The organism is Kitasatospora sp. NPDC088548 (assembly GCF_044753005.1).
Lineage (GTDB): Bacteria > Actinomycetota > Actinomycetes > Streptomycetales > Streptomycetaceae > Kitasatospora.
The window spans coordinates 26,488-44,606 of sequence record NZ_JBIVMI010000003.1; the positions used below are offsets into that span (position 1 = coordinate 26,488).

Genomic DNA, 18,119 nt, shown 5'->3' on the forward strand with positions numbered 1-18,119 from the left:
GACGGGCCCGCCGGCATCCGGATGGGCGGGATTCGTCTCACATCCGACCAGTAGTCGGTGGATCCCGCCCGAGATCGAGCCGATCGGGTGACGTGGTGTCAGCGCTGCTACCCGCTCCGCCGGGCGTTACGCCGGAGCAGTTGGACCCGGGCCGCGGTGTCCAGGCCGCGGCCGCGTTCGGCCAGGCGGTCGGCGATGGCGTGCTGCTCGGCCGCGGGCTTCTTGTCGTCGTACTTGAACTTGGCGCGTACCTCGCGGACCGTCAGCCGCAGCCCGCGCAGGCCCGGGAGGAGCCGGCCGAACGGGCTGTCGCCGGGGGTGACCCGGATCTGCGGGGTCTCGGGCTGGAAGTGGGCCAGCTGGCGGTTGAGGATCTCCGCCTTGCCGGCCGCGTCCTCGACCAGCTCGGCGGTGCAGGAGAACTGGACGGAGGCGTAGTAACTGGTCGGCGTGCCGGGCTCGCCGCGCCAGTGGCCCGGGGCGAAGACGTAGTCGTCGGTCACCGAGAGGGTCACCTGGGGGTCGGCCCGGACGGCGGCGAGCAGCGGGTTGGGCGCGGCGAGGTGGAGCAGGACCTCGCCGCGCTCGGCGTCCAGCAGGAAGTGGGTGGGGACCAGGACGGGGCCCTGGCCGGGCGGGCCGTTGGCGGCGAGCAGGCCGAAGTCGCGGCCCTCGGCGAGCCAGGCGCGCCACTCGGCCTCGTCGCCCCGGTCCCAGGACCTGATCAGCATCGTCGGGCCCCCGTCAGCGGGAGAGGTCGCGCAGGTGCGCGGGGAGCGGAACGGTGGTGGACGCGGCCGGTTCGGGGGTGCCGTGCACCGTGGCGACCGGCACCACGCCGGCCCAGTGCGGCAGACCGAGGTCGGCCTCGTCGTCGTCGGCGCCGTCGGCGCGGGTCTTGGCGGAGACCTCGTCCAGGTCGAGGCGGATCACCGCGGTGGCGGCGAGCTCCCTGGCGTTGGCCGGGCGGACCTCGGCGGAGCGGCCGGGGACGGCGTGGTCGACCAGCGCGTCCAGCGCGGTCGTCAGCTCCTCCGGGTCGGTGACCTGGTGGGCGGTGCCGTGGGCGACCACCGAGCGGAAGTTGACCGAGTGGTTGAACGCGGACTTGGTCAGCACCAGGCCGTCGACCAGGGTGACGGTGACGCAGACCGGCAGGCCCTGGTCGCCCGCGGCGCCGCGCAGCGGACGGCTGCCGGTGGAGCCGTGGACGTAGAGGCGGTCGCCGACGCGGGCGTAGATGGTCGGCAGGACGACCGGGGCGCCGTCGGCGATGAAACCCAGGTGGCAGATGTAGGCGCTGTCGAGGATGGCGTGGATCGCGTCCTGCTCCCAGGTGGCGCGGTCCTTGTAGCGGGTCGGGGTGGTGCGCGGGGTGCGGGAGTAAACCGGGGTGCCGCCAGACATGACAACCTCTATGTACTAGTGCATAATCTGTTTTGTGCTAGGAGACTATCCGATCAAGGGGCGGCGCGCCAGCGAAATCGCGGCCGACGTCGAGCAGGGCGTGAGCAGCGGACGGCTCGCGCCCGGAACCCCACTGCCCCCGCTGCGCGACCTGGCCGGCGAGCTCGGCGTCAACCCCAACACGGTCGCCGCCGCCTACCGGCTGCTCCGCGACCGCGGGGTGATCGAGACGGCCGGCCGCAAGGGCAGCCGCATCCTCCCCAGGCCCGCGCTCACCCCGCGCGACCAGATCCGCGTGCCCGTGCCCCCGCACGCCCGCGACCTGTCCGGCGGCAACCCCGACCCGGCACAGCTGCCCGACCTCACCCCGGCCCTCGCGGCCGCCGCCGAGGCCGCCCGCCGCGAGCCGGTGCAGTACGGACACCCGGCCGCCGACCCCGGGCTGCTCGCCCTCGCCGGCGCCGCCTTCGCGGCCGACGGCCTCCCCGACGGGCCGATCGCCGTCGCCTCCGGCTCGCTCGACACCATCGAGCGCATCCTCGCCACCCGGCTGCGCCCCGGCGACGCCGTCGCCGTCGAGGATCCGGGCTGGGGGAGCCTGCTGGACCTGCTGCCCGCGCTCGGTCTCAAGCCCGCGCCCGTCCGGCTGGACGACGACGGCCCGCTGCCCGACGCGCTCGCCGGGGCGCTGGCGGACGGCGCCCGCGCGGTGATCGTCACCAGCCGCGCGCAGAACCCGACCGGGGCCGCGCTCACCGCCACCAGGGCCGGAGAGCTGCGCGAGGTGCTGGCCGGGTACCCCGGGGTGCTGCTGATCGAGGACGACCACGGGCACGGCATCGTCGACCAGCCGTACCACCCGCTGGTCGGCTCCGGCCCGGAACGCTGGGCGGTGGTGCGCTCGGCGGCCAAGGCGTACGGGCCGGACCTGCGGCTCTCGGTCGCGGTCGGGGACGAGGACACCATCGGGCGGGTCTCGGGCCGGCAGCGGCTCGGGGCCGGCTGGGTCAGCCATCTGCTGCAGCGCACCGTCGCGGAACTGTGGCGGACCGACGCGGCGCCGGCCGGGCGGGTGGCCGCCGCCTATCGGGAGCGCCGGGACGCGCTGCTGGGGGAGTTGGCCGCGCGTGGCATCGAGGCGCACGGCGCCAGCGGGCTGAACGTCTGGGTGCCCGTGCCGGACGAGACGTCCGCGCTGGTCGCCCTGGTGCAGCGCGGCTGGGTGGCGGCGCCCGGCGGGCGCTACCGGATGCAGTCCCCGCCGGGGATGAGGCTCACCATCGCGGAGCTGGATCCGGCCGACGCGCGGCGGCTGGCCGAGGACCTGGCGGCCGTGCTGGGGACGGGCGGTGTCGGCTCGCGGCTGATCTGAACCGGAGCCGGAGCCGGAGCGGGAGTCGGGGTCGGAGCCGGGGCGGCCGTTGTGCGGCGGCCGCCCCGGCTCCGGTCAGCCCTTGGCGAGCAGCGCCTCGGCGTGCGCCCTTACCTGATCCTTCGTCAGATAGGCGTCGGTGTACTCGAAGTCCTGCAGCCGGGCGGGCTGGCGGGCCAGGAAGCCGGTGCGGACGAAGTCGTCTCCGGCGGTGGCGTTCAGCAGCCAGTTGGCGCCGACCCGGAACTTGGCGACATTGGTGCGCATCGCCATCAGGTGGTAGCCGCGCGCCACCAGCTGGGCCGGCACCCCGTGCAGCTCCACGCCCAGCGGCTTGGAGACCGCGTCCTTGCCGCCGAGGTCCACCACCAGGCCCAAGTCCTTGTGGTAGTAGGGCTCCAGGGGTCGGTTGTGGAGCGCGGCGAGCACGTTGTCCGCCACCGCCCGGCCCTGGCGGGCGGAGTGCTGGGCGGTCGGCGGGCAGACCGCGCCGTCGCCCTTGGAGAGGTCCGGCACCGCGGCCGCGTCGCCGAGCGCGAACACGCCCTGGAACTGCGGCACCCGCATCTCCGCCGTCACCGCGATCCGGCCGCGCACCGTCTCGGCGTCCAGCGTGCCGATCAGCGGGCTGGCCGCGACGCCCGCCGTCCAGATCAGCGTGCGGCAGGGCAGCACCCGGCCGTCGGTGAACTTCACCGATTCGGCGCCGACTTCGGCCACCGAGACGCCCAGCGAGACCTCGATGCCGCGCTCGCGCAGCACCTCCAGGGCGGCGAGGCCCAGCGCGTCGCCCAGCTCCGGCATCAACTTGGGCGCGATGTCGATCAGATGCCACTTGATCTGCCGGGCGTCCAGCCGTGGGTAGCGTTTGGCGGCCGCGGTGGTCAGCCGCTGCAGGCAGGCGGCGGTCTCGGTGCCCGCGTAGCCGCCGCCGACCACCACGAACTGGAGCCGGGACTCGCGCTCCTTCTGGTCCAGGGTGGCCGAGGCGAGGTCGAGTTGGGCGATCACGTGGTCGCGGACGTAGGCCGCCTCGGCGAGCGTCTTCATCCCGCGCGCGTAGTCCGTCAGGCCCGGGATGTCGAAGGTGCGGGTCACGCTGCCGGGGGCGAGCACCAGGTAGTCGTACTTCTGCGCCACCACCTCGTCGGTGATCTTGCGGACCACACAGACCTTGGAACGCGGGTCGATCCCGATCGCGCCGCCGGGCACGATGTGGGTGCGGCGCAGTGTGCGGCGCAGCGAGACCGCGACCGACTGCGGAGTCAGCACCCCGGCGGCCACGTGCGGCAGCAGCGGGAGGTAGAGCTGATAACTGAACGGCGTGACCAGCGAGATCTCCGCCTCCGAGGGCGTGAGCTTGTGTTCGAGGCGGCGAGCGCACTCCAGTCCGGCGAAGCCGCCGCCCACGATCAGGATCCGAGGTCGTTCCATCGTTCATCCCTTACAGCGCAGGTCGTCCAGTGCAGGGTCCGGGGCCTCAGACGCGCCCTATTGCCCGCCACACTCGCACGGAGCAGCGTGGGCTGCCACCGGGGAGGCGCGGATGGCGCAGACGCGCCGGAGTTACCCGCCTCGCGCATATGCCCGATAGGCTGTCGGGCGTGCTCACCGAGGTGACGGCGATCCGTTATGTGACGCCACTGCGAGAAGGCGGCTCGATGCCGGGCCTGGTCGAGGCGGACGACCGACGGCTGTACGCCCTGAAATGGGTCGGCGCGGCGCAGGGCCGCAAGGCGCTGGTGGCGGAGGTGCTGGCGGGTGAACTCGGCCGCCGGCTGGGCCTTCCGGTGCCGGAGCTGGTCACCGTCGATCTGGATCCGGTGCTCGCCCGCAGTGAGCCGGACCCGCTGATCCAGGACCAGATGCGGGCCAGCGGCGGAGTCAACCTGGGCATGGCCTTTGTCAGCGGCGCGCTCAACTTCGATCCGCTCTGCTTCGACGTGGACGCCGGACTGGCCGGGCAGGTGCTCTGGTTCGACGCGCTGATCGGCAATGTGGACCGCTCCTGGCGCAACCCCAACCTGCTGGTCGCCACCGGCGGGCTGCGGCTGATCGACCACGGTGCGAGCCTCATCTTCCATCACCACTGGGCGGGCGCGGCCTCCTGGATCCGCCGCCCGTACGACGCCTCCGACCACGCGCTGCTGCGGGCCGAGCCCGATCTGCCGGCGGCCGACAAGGCGCTCGCCCCGATCGCCGAGGCGGCGATCGAGGATGCGGTGGCGCAGATCCCCGACGTCTGGCTGGCGGACGAACCCGGCTTCGACTCGCCCGAGGCGGTGCGCGCCGCGTACCGCGCCCAGCTCACCGAGCGACTGGCCGGTCCGCGCGACTGGCTGCCGGAGGTGTCCGCATGACCGAGCCCCTGCCGCCGGCCCTGCCGGCCGTCGCCGAGCTGCACGACTACGAGTACGCGGTGATCCGGGCGGTGCCCCGGGTCGAGCGCGGGGAGTGCGTCAACGTCGGGGTGCTGCTGTACTGCCGGCAGAGCGGGCACCTGGCCGCCCGGACCCACCTCGACCAGGGCCGGCTGCTGGCGCTCGACCCGGTGGCGGACGTCGCCGGGGTGCGCCGCGCGCTGCACGGGATCGAGGCGGTCTGCGTGGGTGGCCCGCCGGCCGGTCCGGCGGCGGCCGACAGCCCCGGGCAGCGGTTCCGCTGGCTGACGGCGCCGCGCAGCGCGATCGTCCAGCCGGGGCCGGTGCACACCGGGCTGACCGCCGATCCGGAGGCGGAACTGCGGCGGCTCTTCGACCAGTTGGTGCTCTGACCGCCGTTCCGGCCGCTGCCCCGCGGGCGGGGAGGCGGGTGCCGCGGGGCGGAGGAAGAGCGGGTGAGCGGTTGGCCGGCGGACCTTTGCTGTGGTCAAAGCTTGAGTTACTGAAGCACTCGGTCGTACGCTGACCCCATGGGTTCGACAGCGACGACGACCGTACCGACCAACCCCGAGTTGATGGAGGTGTTGGCCGCCGTGGGCGCCGCGTACTTCCAGGACTTCGCGGCGGCGGCGGCCCGGCATGGCCTCTCCTCCTCGCAGGCCAAGGCACTGGGGGCGGTGCAGGAGTCGGTGCCGATGCGGGCGCTGGCCGGGCGGCTCGGCTGCGACGCCTCGAACGTGACCGGGATCGTCGACCGGCTGGAGTCGCTGGGCCTGGCCCACCGTGAGGCCGCGGCCGGTGACCGGCGGGTCAAGATCGTCGTCATCACCGAGCAGGGCCGGGCGATCCTGGGCCTGATCCGCGGCGAGATGGCCCGTACCCACCAGGCCTTCGAGGCGATGAGCGACGAGCAGCGGGTGGCCCTGCACTCGATCTGCTCCCAGGTGCTGCCGGTGCTGAGCGGCCGGGCGGTCAGCCCGCAGTAGCCAGCAGCCGGGCGGTGGAGCACCGGGCCAGCTCCTCGGCGTGCCCGGGCAGGGCGCCGTCGGCGCGCAGGTGGCGGCGGACGGTACTGCGGCACACCCTGGCGATGCGTACCCGCGGCCCGGCGCGGCTGACCCGGCCGCTGGTCTACCGGCCGCTGCGCGACGCCCTGATCGAGGACAGCCTGGACCGGGCCGAGCGCGCCGGCGCGGGAACGGTGGCCCGGCCGGCGCGCTGGAGCGGGTGGGTCAGAGTGCTGCGGCGAGGACTGCGGGCAGCGGCGCGTGGTGGAGCAGGGTGAGCCGGCGGGTGGCCCGGGTGAGGGCGACGTAGAGGTCCTGGCCGCCCTTCGGGGACTGGGCGAGGATGGCGGCCGGGTCGACGACCACCACCGTGTCGAACTCGAGTCCCTTGCAGCCCGCGACCGTCAGCCACCCCGAGCGGGCGGCCAGGGCGTCCGGCGCGATCACGCCGAGGGTGCCGACCGGGGCGGGCAGCCGGGCCAGGGCGGTGGTGTAGTCGGCGTCCGGGACGTGGACGGCGCTCGGCGGCTCGGCGTCGTCGCGGACGGACTCGGGCGGCCGCTGGTCGGGGGCGACGCTGCGCAGGACGGCCGCGGCCGGCCTCATGATGGCGGCGGGCGTGCGGTAGTTGACGGTCAGCCGCTGCTCGCGCCAGCGGCCGGCCAGATGCGGGTCCAGCATCTCGGCCCAGGACCGGGCGCCGGCCGCCGAACCGGTCTGGGCGAGGTCGCCGACGACGGTCAGCGAGCTGGTCGGCACCCGGCGCAGTACGGCCCGCCAGGCCATCGCGGACAGCTCCTGCGCTTCGTCGACCACCACGTGTCCGTACGCCCAGGTGCGGTCGGCGGCCGCCCGTTCGGCGGTGGAGCGGTACGGGCCGTCGTCGTGGAACCGATCGGCCAGCAGGGCCGGGTCCAGGGTGGCGTTGCCGGTCTGCCCGGTGATGGTCAACACGCCCTGGGCGTAGGCGAGTTCATCGGCCCGGCCGCGCTCCGCCGCGCGGGCCCGGGCGCGGGCGGGGGCGTCGTCCTCGCCGAGCAGCTCGGCGGCCTCGTCCAGCAGCGGGACGTCCTCGACCGTCCACGGGCCGCCTGGCGGGCGGAGCAGCGCGGCGCGTTCGGCGGGGGAGCGGCCGGGGGTGGCGGCGGTCAGCAGGGCCCGGTCGGTGAGCAGCCGTTCGACCAGGCCCTCGGGGGTCAGCTTCGGCCAGAGCGCGCCCAGCGCGGCCCGGACGTCCGGCCGCTCCCACAGCTCGCGCGGGGCGTAGCGGGCCTCCTCCTCGTCGTACTGGCGGCCGAGGACGAGCGCCTGGGCGACGGCGAGGGCGTCCAGCAGGGTGCGCAGGAAGAACCCGCGGGCCCGGTTGTGCGGCAGCCGCAGGCCGCGGGCGGCCGCGCGGGCTTCGGCGCAGACCCGGTGCGACAGACGCAGCCCGTCGCCGAGGTCGAGTCCGTCGGCGGGCGCCGACTGGTGGGCCCGGACGGCGCGTTGGAGGACGTCGGCCATCCAGGGGCCGCCCTTGGCGACGGCGGTGGCGGGGGTGTCGGAGGCCGTGGCGTCGACACCGGGGAAGAGCCCGCCGACGGTGCAGAGCACCACCTCGGTCTCGCCGAGCGCGGGCAGGACCTGGTCGATGTAGCGCAGGAAGGCCGGGCTGGGGCCGACGACCAGCACGCCGCGCCGCTCCAGCACCGCGCGGTGCGTGTACAGCAGGTAGGCGGCGCGGTGCAGGGCGGCGACGGTCTTGCCGGTGCCGGGGCCGCCCTGGACGACCAGGGCGCCGGAGAGCGGGGCGCGGATCACCCGGTCCTGCTCGGTCTGGATGGTGGCCACCGCGGTGCCCATCCGGCCGGTGCGCTCGCGGCCCAGCGCGGCCAGCAGGGCGGCCTCGCCGACCAGGGTGCGCCGGCCCTCCTCGCCGAGGCCGGCCAGGTCTAGGGCCTCGTCGTCCAGGCCGGTGACGGTGCGGTCGCGGGTGTGCAGATGGCGGCGGCGCACCACGGTGCCGGGGTCGGCCGGGGTGGCGGTGTAGAAGGGGCGGGCGGCGGGGGCGCGCCAGTCCAGCAGCAGTGGCTCGTACTCCTCGTCGGTCAGTCCGGTGCGGCCGATGTGGTGAACGGTGCCGTCGCGTGCGTCGAGCCGGCCGAAGCAGAGGCCGCGTTCGACGGCGTCCAGCCGGGCGCACCGGCGGGCGGCCTCGGTGGCACGGACCTCGCGCTCCAGCCTGGCCTGGTGGGTACCGCCGGCGCCGGCCTGGGCGAGGACGCCGTCCAGGGTGCGGCGGGTCTCCTCCCGGACGGTGTCCAGCCGGGCGTACAGCCGGGTGAGGCAGGCCTGTTCGGTGCGCAGGGCCTCGGCGAGCGCCTCGGCCGCCGACGGCTCCGGGGGTACGGCAGGGTTCGCCGCCGGTTCCGGATGTGCTGGTGCTCCCGGGCGGGCTGTCGGTTCCGCTGGAAATTCGTCCATCGATGTGGTATCCTTGCGGTGAGGAGTTTGTAGTGCCTCTAATTTTCCGTGCTCAAGTGACCCAGCCTACCCGATGCGCGGCCGTTCCGGCTGACCTCGGCTGTTAGGCTTGCGAAGCGTGAGCGCGAAGCCCCAGATCCCCAATGTCCTGGCCTCCCGGTACGCCTCGGCGACCCTGGCCCAGCTGTGGTCCCCCGAGCACAAGGTGGTCCTCGAGCGCCACCTGTGGCTCGCCGTCCTGAAGGCCCAGCAGGACCTCGGTGTCGAGGTGCCCGCCACCGCCGTCGCCGACTACGAGCGCGTGGTCGACCAGGTCGACCTCGGCTCCATCGCCGCCCGTGAGCGGATCACCCGCCACGACGTGAAGGCCCGGATCGAGGAGTTCAGCGAGCTCGCCGGTCACGAGCAGATCCACAAGGGAATGACCTCCCGGGATCTGACCGAGAACGTCGAGCAGCTGCAGATCCGCCAGTCGCTGGAGCACGTGCGGGACCGCACGGTGGCCGTCCTGGTCCGCCTCGGCCGTCTCTCCGCCCAGCACGCCGAGCTGGTCATGGCCGGCCGTTCGCACAACGTGGCCGCGCAGGCCACCACCCTGGGCAAGCGCTTCGCGACCGTCGCCGACGAGCTGCTGGTCGCCTTCAGCCGCCTGGAGGAGCTGATCGCCCGCTACCCGCTGCGCGGGATCAAGGGCCCGGTCGGCACCGCCCAGGACATGCTGGACCTGCTCGGCGGCGACACCGACAAGCTCGCCGAGCTGGAGCGCCGGGTGGCCGGCCACCTCGGCTTCCAGAACGTGCTGACCAGCGTCGGCCAGGTCTACCCGCGCTCGCTGGACTTCGAGGTGCTCACCGCCCTCGTCCAGCTCTCCGCCGCGCCCTCCAGCCTGGCCAAGACCATCCGTCTGATGGCCGGCCACGAGCTGGTCACCGAGGGCTTCAAGGAGGGCCAGGTCGGCTCCTCCGCGATGCCGCACAAGATGAACACCCGCTCCTGCGAGCGCGTCAACGGCCTGGCCGTCATCCTGCGCGGCTACGCCTCGATGACCGCCGAGCTGGGCGGCGACCAGTGGAACGAGGGCGACGTCTCCTGCTCGGTGGTCCGCCGGGTCGCGCTGCCGGACGCCTTCTTCGCCTTCGACGGCCTGCTGGAGACCTTCCTGACCGTCCTCGACGAGTTCGGCGCCTTCCCGGCCGTGATCGAGGCCGAGCTGGACCGCTACCTGCCGTTCCTGGCCACCACCAAGGTGCTGATGGGTGCGGTGCGGGCGGGCGTCGGCCGGGAGACCGGGCACGAGGTCATCAAGGAGCACGCCGTCGCCTCCGCGCTGGCGATGCGGGCCGGCGCCCGGGAGAACGAGCTGCTGGACCGGCTGGCCGCCGACGAGCGGATCCCGCTGGACCGGGCCGCCCTGGACGCGCTGCTCGCCGACCGGCTCTCCTTCACCGGTGCGGCCGGCGCCCAGGTCGCCGAGGTGGTCCGCCGGGTCGAGGCCGTCGCGGCCGCGTACCCGGAGGCCGCCAAGTACGCGCCGGGCGACATCCTCTGACGCCCCGTCTGCACTGACGCCGCGCCTGCGCCGGTGTGCCGTCAGTTCGCCGAGGGCCCTGCCGCCGTTCCGGTGGCGGGGCCCTCGGCCGTTCCGGCGTCGACGTGGCCCGGGTCGAGCGGCGGGGCGTTGGTGCCGCAGGACCACTGGCAGTCCGGCTCGGCCACCGGGCGGTGGTCCTCGGGGGCCAGCACATTGCCCCGGACGGTGGTGACGGCCACCAGCGCGCCGGCGACCAGCAGCCCGGCGCAGATCAGCATCGCGGTGTGGAAGGCCGAGTCCACCGAGGCGGGCACCCGGTAGGCCTCGCCGCTGAGACCGGCCAGGGCGGGCAGGGCGGCGACCGCGAGCAGGCCGGCGGCCCGGGCGGCGGCGTTGTTGACACCGCTGGCGATGCCCGCGTGCCGGACCTCCACCGCCGCCAGCACCGTGGCGGTCAGCGGCGCGACCAGCAGCACCATCCCGCAGCCCAGCACGGTGACGGCGGGCAGCACGTCCGCCCAGTACGAGGCGCCGGGGCCGATCCGCAGCATCAGCAGCACACCGCCCGCGCAGAGCAGCGGACCCACGGTGAGCGGCAGCCGCGGGCCGATCCGCTTGCCGAGCCGCCCGGCGCGTGCCGACAGGGCCAGCATCAGGACGGTGACCGGGATCAGGGACAGCCCGGAGACCAGCGGGGAGAACCCGGAGACCGTCTGCAACTGCACCACCAGGAGGAAGAACACTCCGCTGAAGGCCGCGTACACGCAGAGGGTGACCAGGTTCACCGCGGTGAACAGCCGGGAGGAGAAGAGGCCGAGCGGCAGCATCGGCTCCGGGCTGCGGCGCTCCACCGAGACGAAGGCCGCCCCCAGCAGCAGGCCGGCCACGCCGGTCACCCAGACGGACGCGGACACCCCTCCACCGGCCGCCGTCAGCGCGTAGGTGATCGCGCCCAGGGTCAGGGCGGCGAGCAGTGCGCCGAGGACGTCGAACCGGCCGGTCGCACTCTCGTCCCGGCTCTCCGGCACGTGCCGGGCCGCCACCGCGACCACCAGGACGGCGAGCGGGACGTTCAGCAGGAAGATCCACCGCCAGCCGGGGCCGTCCACCAGCCAGCCGCCGAGGAACGGCCCGACCGCGGCCGACACCCCGCCGAGGCCGGACCAGAGGCCGACCGCCGCCGAGCGGTCGTCCGGGTGGAAGACGGCCTGGAGCATCGCCAGTGAGCCGGGGGTGAGCAGGGCGCCGCCGATGCCCTGCACGGCGCGGGCGATGACCAGCACGCCGATGGTGGGCGCGGCGGCGCAGGCCGCCGAGGCGACCGCGAACCAGACCACGCCGATCAGGAACACCCGGCGGCGGCCGTAGCGGTCGCCGAGCGCGCCGCCGAGCAGGATCAGCCCGGCCAGGGTCAGCAGATAGGCGTTGAGCGTCCATTGCAGGGCGGCGAGGGGGGCGCCCAGATCGGCGCCGATCCGGGGCAGGGCGACGTTCACCACGGTGCCGTCGAGCATCGCCATGCTGGAGCCGAGCACCGTCGCCAGTAGTACCCAGCGACCCTGCGCGGTGCCCAGGCGCAGGGTGCCGGCCTCGGAGGTGGCCACCGCCCGATCGTGCGCCCCGCGGGCCGACGTGACAAGGGTCACCGGGGGGTGTGTCGGCGAATGGCATTCCGTAGGTGATCGCATGCGTACTGACGCGGATATCGGCGGAGTGTCGCCGGGCGGTCGCTCCAGGTCAATGGATTGTGTGCGTACTGTGCAGCCGATCATTCGGAGTGTCACGACGCCTCGGGGCTTTGTGGTGACTTCACGTGATCGACATTGCTTAGCCCGTACGGATGGGTTTTAGTTCAGCGACCGCCCGGCCACGGCCCGGGCGGCCACCGGGTGGAACGCCTAGTCCTGCCGCTGCCCGGTGGTGCGAACTGAACTCTGTACGGCAGGAGCGGGGGACCCAAAGGTAAGTCGCCGGACCGGAATTCACGGTCCGGCTTGGGGTGAAGCCGCATTGCGGCCGGGCAACTCCAGCCCGAACCCGACAGCTCACCTCGTAGGCGTCGGAGAGGAAATCTTCCATGCCCGCACAGGCTCGTCGTATCGCCCTGCCCCGCGCCGCCCGCATCGGTATCGCCACCGCCGTCACCGGCGCCGCTTTCGCCCTTCCGCTGGTGACCGCGATCAGCGCCCAGGCCCACACCGCGCCGGCCGCGAAGCCCCAGCAGAGCAACTCCTCGACCGCCGACGCCGCCCCGGCCGCCGCCCCGCAGCAGGCCGCCCCGGCAGCCGCGCCGGTCGAGCAGAGCTACCAGGTCGTCGGCGGGGACACCCTGTCGAAGATCGCCGACGCCAAGCAGGTCGAGGGTGGCTGGCAGGCGCTGTACGAGCAGAACCGCTCGGTCGTCGGTGCCAACCCGAACCTGATCTTCCCGGGCCAGAAGCTCGCGCTCGGCGCCAAGGCCGCCGCTCCGGCCGAGGCCGCCAAGCCGGCCGCCCCGGTTGCTCCGGCCGCTCCGGCCGCCGCGCCGAAGCCGGTTCAGACCGCCAAGCCGGTCAAGCCCGCCCCGCAGACCCCAGTCCAGACCAAGATCGAGGTCGCCAAGCCCGCCACCCCGGCCCCGGTTACCGTGGCCGGCGTCGCCAGCTACGTCTCCCCGGTCGCCAGCCCGAAGCTCGGCACCGCCTACGGCGTGGCCGGCTCGATGTGGTCCTCCGGCCACCACACCGGCGCCGACTTCGTCGTCTCCACCGGCACCCCGCTGCGCGCCGTCGCGGGCGGCACCGTGGTGAAGGCCGGCAACGGCGGCGCCTACGGCAACGAGGTCGAGATCAAGCTCGCCGACGGCAAGTACGCCCAGTACGCGCACCTGTCCTCGATCGGCGTCAGGATCGGCCAGACCGTCACCGCCGGCCAGCAGATCGGCCTTTCGGGCGCGACCGGCAACGTGACCGGCCCGCACCTGCACTTCGAGATCCGCACCGGTGCGGGGTACGGCACGGACGTCAACCCGATCGCCTACCTGCGGGCGCACGGCGTCGCCATCTGATCGGGCATCAGAACCACCGCTGGGTGCGGGGCGTACGGCCACTCGGGATGGTCATGTCGGGTGACCGCTCGACCGGGTGATCGCCGCACCGACAGTGGCGCCCTGGGCGCGGGACACGCCCAGTCGGCCGGCCCGGCTCGCGAGAAATCCTCTCGCGAGCCGGGCCGGCCGTTTTGGTTTTACGTGACGCCAAGGGAAGTTGACGTCTGGTCAGCCACGTTGACCGGTGGCCTGGTTCAGATCCGGTGGGCGGGCAGCGCGCGGTGCGCGGCGGTCAGCAGCTGGTGTACCCGGTGGCCGAACTCGTCCGCGTCCCGGGCGGGTTCGGGGAAGACCAGACGGACGTCGCGGTGGCCGTGCGGGTGGTCCAGGCGCAGCACCAGGCCGTACCGGTCGAGGGCCAGCGGGCGGATCCCGGGCCGCTCGGCGAGCAGGTCCGGGTCGAGCAGGCGGGTGAGCACGGCGAGCGCGTCCGGGTGGTCGTCGGCGAGGTGGGTGAGCAGGCCGGCCTCGTAGCGGGCGAGCGGGTCGGGCCCGGCGAGGGCGAGGTCGGCGCCGGTCAGCGCGGTGGTGCCGTACGGGGTGGAGAGGACGGCGTGTGCGACGTCCAGGCGCAGGTGGACGCCGAGCCCGTCGTCGGCGAGGTGGGCCAGGTGGAGCCGGCCGGCCAGGGACAGCCGGCCGCGGACGCGGTCGCGGACGGCGACCGGGGCGATGTCGGTGAGGTCCAGGACGACGGCGAGCCCGTCCTGCGCGCGGGTGGCGGCGAGGGTGAGCGGCGCGTCGAGGGGGGCGTGGAGGCGCAGCCGGGAGCCCTGTACCGCGATCGGGGTGTCCAGCTCATGGTGCTCGCCGCAGGCGCGGATCACCACGGAGGAGGTGGCGGTGAGCAGACTGCAGACCCGTTCGGCGGCGGTGGGTTCGGGCGCCTCCGGCGCCTCGGGTGCCGTGGTGTCCACGGGGCTCATGGCTGACCTCCAGTAAGTTAGGTGAGCCTAACCTAATCGTGCCGAGGGGTGCTGGCAAGCGTGGCGTATGTTCACCTAGGCAATATCCGGCGCTTGCAAGTATCTGGATGGTAGACGTATTGTCGGCGCTGGTAGTTGCACATGCAATCGTCTTGGAAAGCAGACTCTCATGCCCCTCGCGCTCCTGGCGCTGGCGATCAGCGCCTTCGGCATCGGCACCACCGAGTTCGTGATCATGGGCCTGCTGCCCGAGGTCGCCGGCGACTTCTCGGTGTCCATCCCCACCGCGGGCCTGCTCATCTCCGGCTACGCGCTCGGCGTCGTGGTGGGCGGACCGCTGCTCACCGTCCTCGGCACCCGGATCCCCCGCAAGGGGATGCTGCTGATGCTGATGGGCCTGTTCATCGCCGGAAACCTGGTCTCCGCCGTGGCGCCCGCCTTCGGCCTGCTGATGGTCGGCCGGATCCTCGCGGCCTTCGCGCACGGCGCGTTCTTCGGGATCGGCTCGGTGGTCGCGGCCGATCTGGTCGCCCCGCAGAAGCGGGCCGGCGCCATCGCCCTGATGTTCACCGGGCTCACCGCCGCCAACGTCCTCGGCGTGCCGATGGGCACCCTGCTCGGCCAGCACTTCGGCTGGCGGTCCACCTTCTACGTGGTCGCGGCGCTCGGCGTGATCGGGTTCGCCGGCATCGCCGCGCTGGTGCCCGTCCAGCGGCGCGCCGAGGGGGCCCGGCTCGGCCCGGAGCTGGCGGTCTTCCGCCGGCCGCAGATCTGGCTCGCGCTGACCATGACGGTGTTCGGCTGGGGTGGCATCTTCGCGATGTTCACCTACATCACGCCGATGATGACCGAGATGGCGGGCTTCGCCGACACCAGCGTCACCTGGCTGCTCCTCCTGTTCGGCATCGGGCTGTTCGTCGGCAACCTGCTCGGCGGCTGGTTCGCCGACCGCGCGCTGATGCGCAGCCTGTACGTGATCCTGGCGGTGCTGGCGGTGCTGCTGTTCGCCTTCACCTTCGCCTCGCACAGCAAGGCCGGCGCGATCATCACCATCCCGCTGATCGGCCTGTTCGGCTTCGCCACCGTCGCGCCGCTGCAGAAGCGGGTGATGGACCAGGCCGCCGGTGCGCCCACGCTGGCCTCGGCCGCCAACATCGCCGCGTTCAACCTGGGCAACGCGCTCTCCGCCTGGCTCGGCGGGCTGGTCATCTCCGCCGGGCTCGGCTACGACGCGCCGAACTGGGTCGGCGGGCTGCTCACCGTCGCCGCGCTGGGCGTCGCCCTGCTCTCCGGCACCCTGGAGCGGCGCGAGGCCAAGGGCGCCGCCCGGGTGGTGGCGCGCGGCGCGGCCGCCGAGCAGGCGGTCACCGCCGGCCGGTGACGGCGGACGAAAGCGCCGGGGCCCGGACGGCCGACTGGTCGTCCGGGCCCCGGCGCGTACCGCCTCGGGCGGCTCAGCCGATCACGGCCTGCGCGTCGATCTCGACCAGCATCGGCTCCTGCGGCAGCTCGACGAAGATCGTGGTGCGGCAGGGCTTCACCCCGCCGGCCTTGACGTTCTCGTCGATGAACTCGGCGTAGACCTCGTTCATCAGCGGGAAGTCGGCGCGCTTGGTCAGGTAGACGCGGAACATCACCACGTCCTCGATGGTGGCGCCGCCGGCCTCGACGATGGCCTTGACGTTCTCCAGCGTCCGCCGGGTCTGCGCCTTGACGTCGCCGTGGTACAGGTACTCGCCGGTGGCCGGGTCCTGCGGGCCCTGGCCGGAGACCTGCAGGATCGGGCCCTTGCGGACGCCCTGGGAGAACATCCAGGCCGGGGCGGGGGCGCCGTCGGTGCGGATCTCGGTCTTGCCGTTGACGGGCTGCTGGTCGCTCATGCGGTGCTTCCTCGGTTGGTGATGGTGGGTCAGGCGGTCGGGGTGGCCGGCCCGGCGTGCGGCGGCTGGCCGCAGTCGGCGGAGACAGCGCGGGTGGTGGCGAGCAGCTGCGGCAGTAGTTCGAGCACCTGCTCGTAGGGGAGCACGACGTCCGGGACGGAGATCGACGCGGCGGCGACCACCCGGCCGCTGGCGTCCCGGATCGGCGCGGCCACGCAGTTGATGAAGGCCTCGTGCTCGGCGTGGTCCTGCGCCCAGCCCTGGGCGGAGACCTTCTCCAGCTCGGCGAGCAGGGCCTCGGGGGTGGCCAGGGTGTGCGCGGTGTGCGGGATGAAGTCGATCCCGGCCACCACCCGGCGGCGCTCGGGCACCGGCAGGTCGGCGAGCAGCACTTTGGAGACGGCGGCGCTGTGCAGGGCGGCGCGCAGACCGATCCGGGAGTACATCCGCACCGGGTGGCGGGAGTCGTACTTGTCGATGTAGACCACCTCGCCGCCCTCGTACGCGGCCAGGTGGACGGTCTGACCGGTGGCCGCGTTCAGCCCGGCCAGGTGCGGCGCGGCGATCCGGCGGATCCCGCGCTGTTCCAGGGCGAGGCCGGAGAGGGCGAAGAGTCCGGCGCCCAGGTGGTAGCGGTAGGCCGGGTCCCGGTAGACGAAACGTTCCTCTTCGAGGCTCTGGAGCAGCCGCAGCACCGTGGTCTTGTGCACGCCGAGCACCTCGGCCAGCTGGTCGAGGGAGCGCTCGCCCTCACCGAGCTCGGCGAGGATGCGCAGGGCGCGGGTGACGGTCTGGCTCATCGTGCTCCAAGGGCCGGGGACGCGGCCGGTCGAGGGTCGGGGGCACCGCCCCCGGCCACGGGCAGTACCGGGGACACGATGCCATCCGCCGAGACCCGGGTCGCGGCCCAGTCCCCCGGGGAGGCGGTCAGCAGGGCGGTGACCACCGGCTCGGGCGGCAGCTCGGCCTGGTCGCCGTGGGCGGTGAGCGCGCAGGCCGCGCTGAGGTGGCCGAGCCGCAGCCGGCTGCGCTGGTCCAGGCCGCGCACGGTGGCGGCCAGATAGCCGGCCGCGAAGGCGTCGCCCGCTCCGGTGGCCTCGACCACCTCGACGGCGAGGGCCGGCTCGGTGACGGCGGTGCCGTCCCGGTGCAGGGCCGTGACCATTCGGGCGGCGTCCTTGACCACCACGGTGGCGGGGGAGGGGAAGAGGCGGCGCAGCGCGTCCGGGTCGCCGGTGCCGAAGGCGGCCTCCGCCTCGTCGGAGCCGAGCAGCAGCACGTCGGCCGCGTCCAGCAGGGGCGGCAGGACGGCCGGGTCGCGCTCGCGCCACAGGGCCGGGCGCCAGTTCAGGTCGAAGCTGACCAGACGGCCCGGGCGGCGGTCGGCCAGCAGGGCGCGGAGCAGCTCCAGACAGTCGTCGGAGAGGGCGGCGGTGATGCCGGACAGGTGCAGCAGCCGGGCGCCGGCCAGCAGCCGGGCGGCGGCCGGATCGTCCAGCACGGCGGGGGAGAGCGCGGACGCCGCGGAGCCGCGGCGGTGGTAGTGCAGCCGGCTGCGGCCGGGCCCGAGGTCGTGGCGGCGGCCGGTGCTGCCGCCCACCTCCTTGAGGTAGAGGCCGGTCGGGCGGTGCGGGTCGACGGCGACCGCGGACACGTCCACCCCGCGTGCGGCGACCTCGCCGGTCAGGCGGCGGCCGAAGCCGTCGTCGCCGACCCGGCTGATCCAGGCGCTCGGCACACCGAGCGCCGCCAGGGCGCCCGCCACGTTGGACTCCGCGCCGCCGACCGAGAGGTGGAAGTTCTCCACCGACTCCAGCGGGCCCGTCCGGTCGGGCAGCAGGACGGCCATCGACTCGCCCACGCACACCGCCTCCACCGCCGGGGTGCGGCGCGGCGGGGTGCCCGAGCTCACGGCCTGGTCCTGTCGTGGCATCTGCTGGGCTCCTCGTGTCCTGCGGCTGACCGTTCCGTTGACCTTCGTCCGGCGCCGATGCTAGAACCGTGATGCCAGCATGTGCAACCCTCGTTGCGTATGTTGCAACATCGGCGATGGAGGAAGAC

16 protein-coding genes and 1 riboswitch are annotated in these 18,119 nt (G+C 73.9%); of the genes, 7 read left to right on the forward strand and 9 right to left on the reverse strand.

Annotation, left to right across the window (positions count from 1 at the left end; genetic code table 11):
* Positions 1-107: 107 nt before the first annotated feature.
* Complete coding sequence (locus ACIP82_RS05585; RefSeq protein WP_363609132.1) at positions 108-731, reverse strand: FMN-binding negative transcriptional regulator; 624 nt, start codon at positions 729-731, stop codon at positions 108-110.
* Positions 732-744: 13 nt separating this feature from the next.
* Entirely contained in the window at positions 745-1,407 is a 663-nt protein-coding gene (locus tag ACIP82_RS05590; RefSeq protein WP_363609130.1) for a pyridoxamine 5'-phosphate oxidase family protein, read from the reverse strand.
* A gap of 34 nt (positions 1,408-1,441) precedes the next feature.
* Between ACIP82_RS05590 and ACIP82_RS05595 the strand changes: the two genes are divergently transcribed.
* Positions 1,442-2,779, forward strand: a complete 1,338-nt coding sequence (locus tag ACIP82_RS05595) for an aminotransferase class I/II-fold pyridoxal phosphate-dependent enzyme (protein ID WP_400651197.1) — start codon at positions 1,442-1,444, stop codon at positions 2,777-2,779.
* Positions 2,780-2,854: 75 nt separating this feature from the next.
* Here the strand turns inward: ACIP82_RS05595 and ACIP82_RS05600 are convergent, their stop codons facing one another.
* Complete coding sequence (locus ACIP82_RS05600) at positions 2,855-4,213, reverse strand: NAD(P)/FAD-dependent oxidoreductase (RefSeq protein WP_400651199.1); 1,359 nt, start codon at positions 4,211-4,213, stop codon at positions 2,855-2,857.
* 170 nt (positions 4,214-4,383) lie between these two features.
* On the opposite strand from ACIP82_RS05600, the gene ACIP82_RS05605 reads away from it, so the two are divergent.
* The 3 genes from ACIP82_RS05605 to ACIP82_RS05615 all read left to right on the forward strand — a co-directional run bounded on the left by ACIP82_RS05605 (position 4,384) and on the right by ACIP82_RS05615 (position 6,146).
* Positions 4,384-5,139, forward strand: a complete 756-nt coding sequence (locus ACIP82_RS05605; RefSeq protein WP_400651201.1) for a HipA family kinase — start codon at positions 4,384-4,386, stop codon at positions 5,137-5,139.
* Positions 5,136-5,552 (forward strand): DUF3037 domain-containing protein, encoded by a 417-nt coding sequence (locus tag ACIP82_RS05610; RefSeq protein ID WP_363609125.1) that lies wholly within the window; start codon positions 5,136-5,138, stop codon positions 5,550-5,552. The genes ACIP82_RS05605 and ACIP82_RS05610 overlap by 4 nt, the downstream gene beginning before the upstream one ends.
* 138 nt (positions 5,553-5,690) lie before the next feature.
* Positions 5,691-6,146, forward strand: a complete 456-nt coding sequence (locus ACIP82_RS05615; protein WP_400651203.1) for a MarR family winged helix-turn-helix transcriptional regulator — start codon at positions 5,691-5,693, stop codon at positions 6,144-6,146.
* Positions 6,147-6,392: 246 nt separating this feature from the next.
* Here the strand turns inward: ACIP82_RS05615 and ACIP82_RS05620 are convergent, their stop codons facing one another.
* Positions 6,393-8,633: an ATP-binding domain-containing protein gene (locus ACIP82_RS05620; RefSeq protein ID WP_363609121.1), complete on the reverse strand. Its 2,241-nt coding sequence runs from the start codon at positions 8,631-8,633 to the stop codon at positions 6,393-6,395.
* A 118-nt stretch (positions 8,634-8,751) separates the two neighbouring features.
* Between ACIP82_RS05620 and purB the strand changes: the two genes are divergently transcribed.
* A complete protein-coding gene (purB, locus tag ACIP82_RS05625; protein WP_363609119.1) occupies positions 8,752-10,182 on the forward strand; it encodes an adenylosuccinate lyase in 1,431 nt (476 codons plus the stop codon).
* 41 nt (positions 10,183-10,223) lie between these two features.
* On the opposite strand, the gene ACIP82_RS05630 is transcribed toward purB, so the two are convergent.
* Positions 10,224-11,684 carry an MFS transporter gene (locus tag ACIP82_RS05630; RefSeq protein ID WP_400651860.1) on the reverse strand — a complete coding sequence of 487 codons (1,461 nt, stop codon included), beginning with the start codon at positions 11,682-11,684 and terminating at the stop codon, positions 10,224-10,226.
* A gap of 395 nt (positions 11,685-12,079) precedes the next feature.
* A riboswitch (cyclic di-AMP (ydaO/yuaA leader) is annotated at positions 12,080-12,238 on the forward strand.
* Positions 12,239-12,241: 3 nt separating this feature from the next.
* Between ACIP82_RS05630 and ACIP82_RS05635 the strand changes: the two genes are divergently transcribed.
* Positions 12,242-13,210, forward strand: coding sequence for a peptidoglycan DD-metalloendopeptidase family protein (locus tag ACIP82_RS05635; protein WP_400651206.1), 969 nt, complete (start codon positions 12,242-12,244; stop codon positions 13,208-13,210).
* Between the two features lie 236 nt (positions 13,211-13,446).
* Here ACIP82_RS05635 and ACIP82_RS05640 read toward each other — a convergent pair whose 3' ends face one another.
* A complete protein-coding gene (locus ACIP82_RS05640) occupies positions 13,447-14,178 on the reverse strand; it encodes a DUF2470 domain-containing protein (protein WP_400651207.1) in 732 nt (243 codons plus the stop codon).
* A gap of 169 nt (positions 14,179-14,347) precedes the next feature.
* Here ACIP82_RS05640 and ACIP82_RS05645 point away from each other — a divergent pair, with 169 nt between their 5' ends.
* Positions 14,348-15,559, forward strand: coding sequence for an MFS transporter (locus tag ACIP82_RS05645; RefSeq protein ID WP_400651210.1), 1,212 nt, complete (start codon positions 14,348-14,350; stop codon positions 15,557-15,559).
* A gap of 73 nt (positions 15,560-15,632) precedes the next feature.
* Here the strand turns inward: ACIP82_RS05645 and ACIP82_RS05650 are convergent, their stop codons facing one another.
* From ACIP82_RS05650 to ACIP82_RS05660, 3 genes are read right to left on the reverse strand one after another with little or no spacing between them, the layout of a single operon-like run.
* Positions 15,633-16,058: a RidA family protein gene (locus tag ACIP82_RS05650; protein ID WP_363609110.1), complete on the reverse strand. Its 426-nt coding sequence runs from the start codon at positions 16,056-16,058 to the stop codon at positions 15,633-15,635.
* A gap of 29 nt (positions 16,059-16,087) precedes the next feature.
* The gene (locus ACIP82_RS05655) at positions 16,088-16,858 is read right to left on the reverse strand and encodes an IclR family transcriptional regulator (RefSeq protein ID WP_400651213.1); all 771 of its coding nucleotides are present in this window, start codon (positions 16,856-16,858) and stop codon (positions 16,088-16,090) included.
* Positions 16,855-17,991: a sugar kinase gene (locus tag ACIP82_RS05660; protein ID WP_400651216.1), complete on the reverse strand. Its 1,137-nt coding sequence runs from the start codon at positions 17,989-17,991 to the stop codon at positions 16,855-16,857. The genes ACIP82_RS05655 and ACIP82_RS05660 overlap by 4 nt, the downstream gene beginning before the upstream one ends.
* Positions 17,992-18,119 lie beyond the last annotated feature (128 nt).

What these genes read in the sequence shown, in the direction of transcription:
- ACIP82_RS05585 (WP_363609132.1), bottom strand. Translation starts at nt 731, where the DNA reads ATGCTGATCAGGTCCTGGGACCGGGGCGACGAGGCCGAGTGGCGCGCC.
- ACIP82_RS05590 (WP_363609130.1), bottom strand. Translation starts at nt 1,407, where the DNA reads ATGTCTGGCGGCACCCCGGTTTACTCCCGCACCCCGCGCACCACCCCG.
- ACIP82_RS05600 (WP_400651199.1), bottom strand. Translation starts at nt 4,213, where the DNA reads ATGGAACGACCTCGGATCCTGATCGTGGGCGGCGGCTTCGCCGGACTG.
- ACIP82_RS05610 (WP_363609125.1), top strand. Translation starts at nt 5,136, where the DNA reads ATGACCGAGCCCCTGCCGCCGGCCCTGCCGGCCGTCGCCGAGCTGCAC.
- ACIP82_RS05615 (WP_400651203.1), top strand. Translation starts at nt 5,691, where the DNA reads ATGGGTTCGACAGCGACGACGACCGTACCGACCAACCCCGAGTTGATG.
- ACIP82_RS05620 (WP_363609121.1), bottom strand. Translation starts at nt 8,633, where the DNA reads ATGGACGAATTTCCAGCGGAACCGACAGCCCGCCCGGGAGCACCAGCA.
- ACIP82_RS05630 (WP_400651860.1), bottom strand. Translation starts at nt 11,684, where the DNA reads ATGGCGATGCTCGACGGCACCGTGGTGAACGTCGCCCTGCCCCGGATC.
- ACIP82_RS05635 (WP_400651206.1), top strand. Translation starts at nt 12,242, where the DNA reads ATGCCCGCACAGGCTCGTCGTATCGCCCTGCCCCGCGCCGCCCGCATC.
- ACIP82_RS05640 (WP_400651207.1), bottom strand. Translation starts at nt 14,178, where the DNA reads ATGAGCCCCGTGGACACCACGGCACCCGAGGCGCCGGAGGCGCCCGAA.
- ACIP82_RS05645 (WP_400651210.1), top strand. Translation starts at nt 14,348, where the DNA reads ATGCCCCTCGCGCTCCTGGCGCTGGCGATCAGCGCCTTCGGCATCGGC.
- ACIP82_RS05650 (WP_363609110.1), bottom strand. Translation starts at nt 16,058, where the DNA reads ATGAGCGACCAGCAGCCCGTCAACGGCAAGACCGAGATCCGCACCGAC.
- ACIP82_RS05655 (WP_400651213.1), bottom strand. Translation starts at nt 16,858, where the DNA reads ATGAGCCAGACCGTCACCCGCGCCCTGCGCATCCTCGCCGAGCTCGGT.
- ACIP82_RS05660 (WP_400651216.1), bottom strand. Translation starts at nt 17,991, where the DNA reads ATGCCACGACAGGACCAGGCCGTGAGCTCGGGCACCCCGCCGCGCCGC.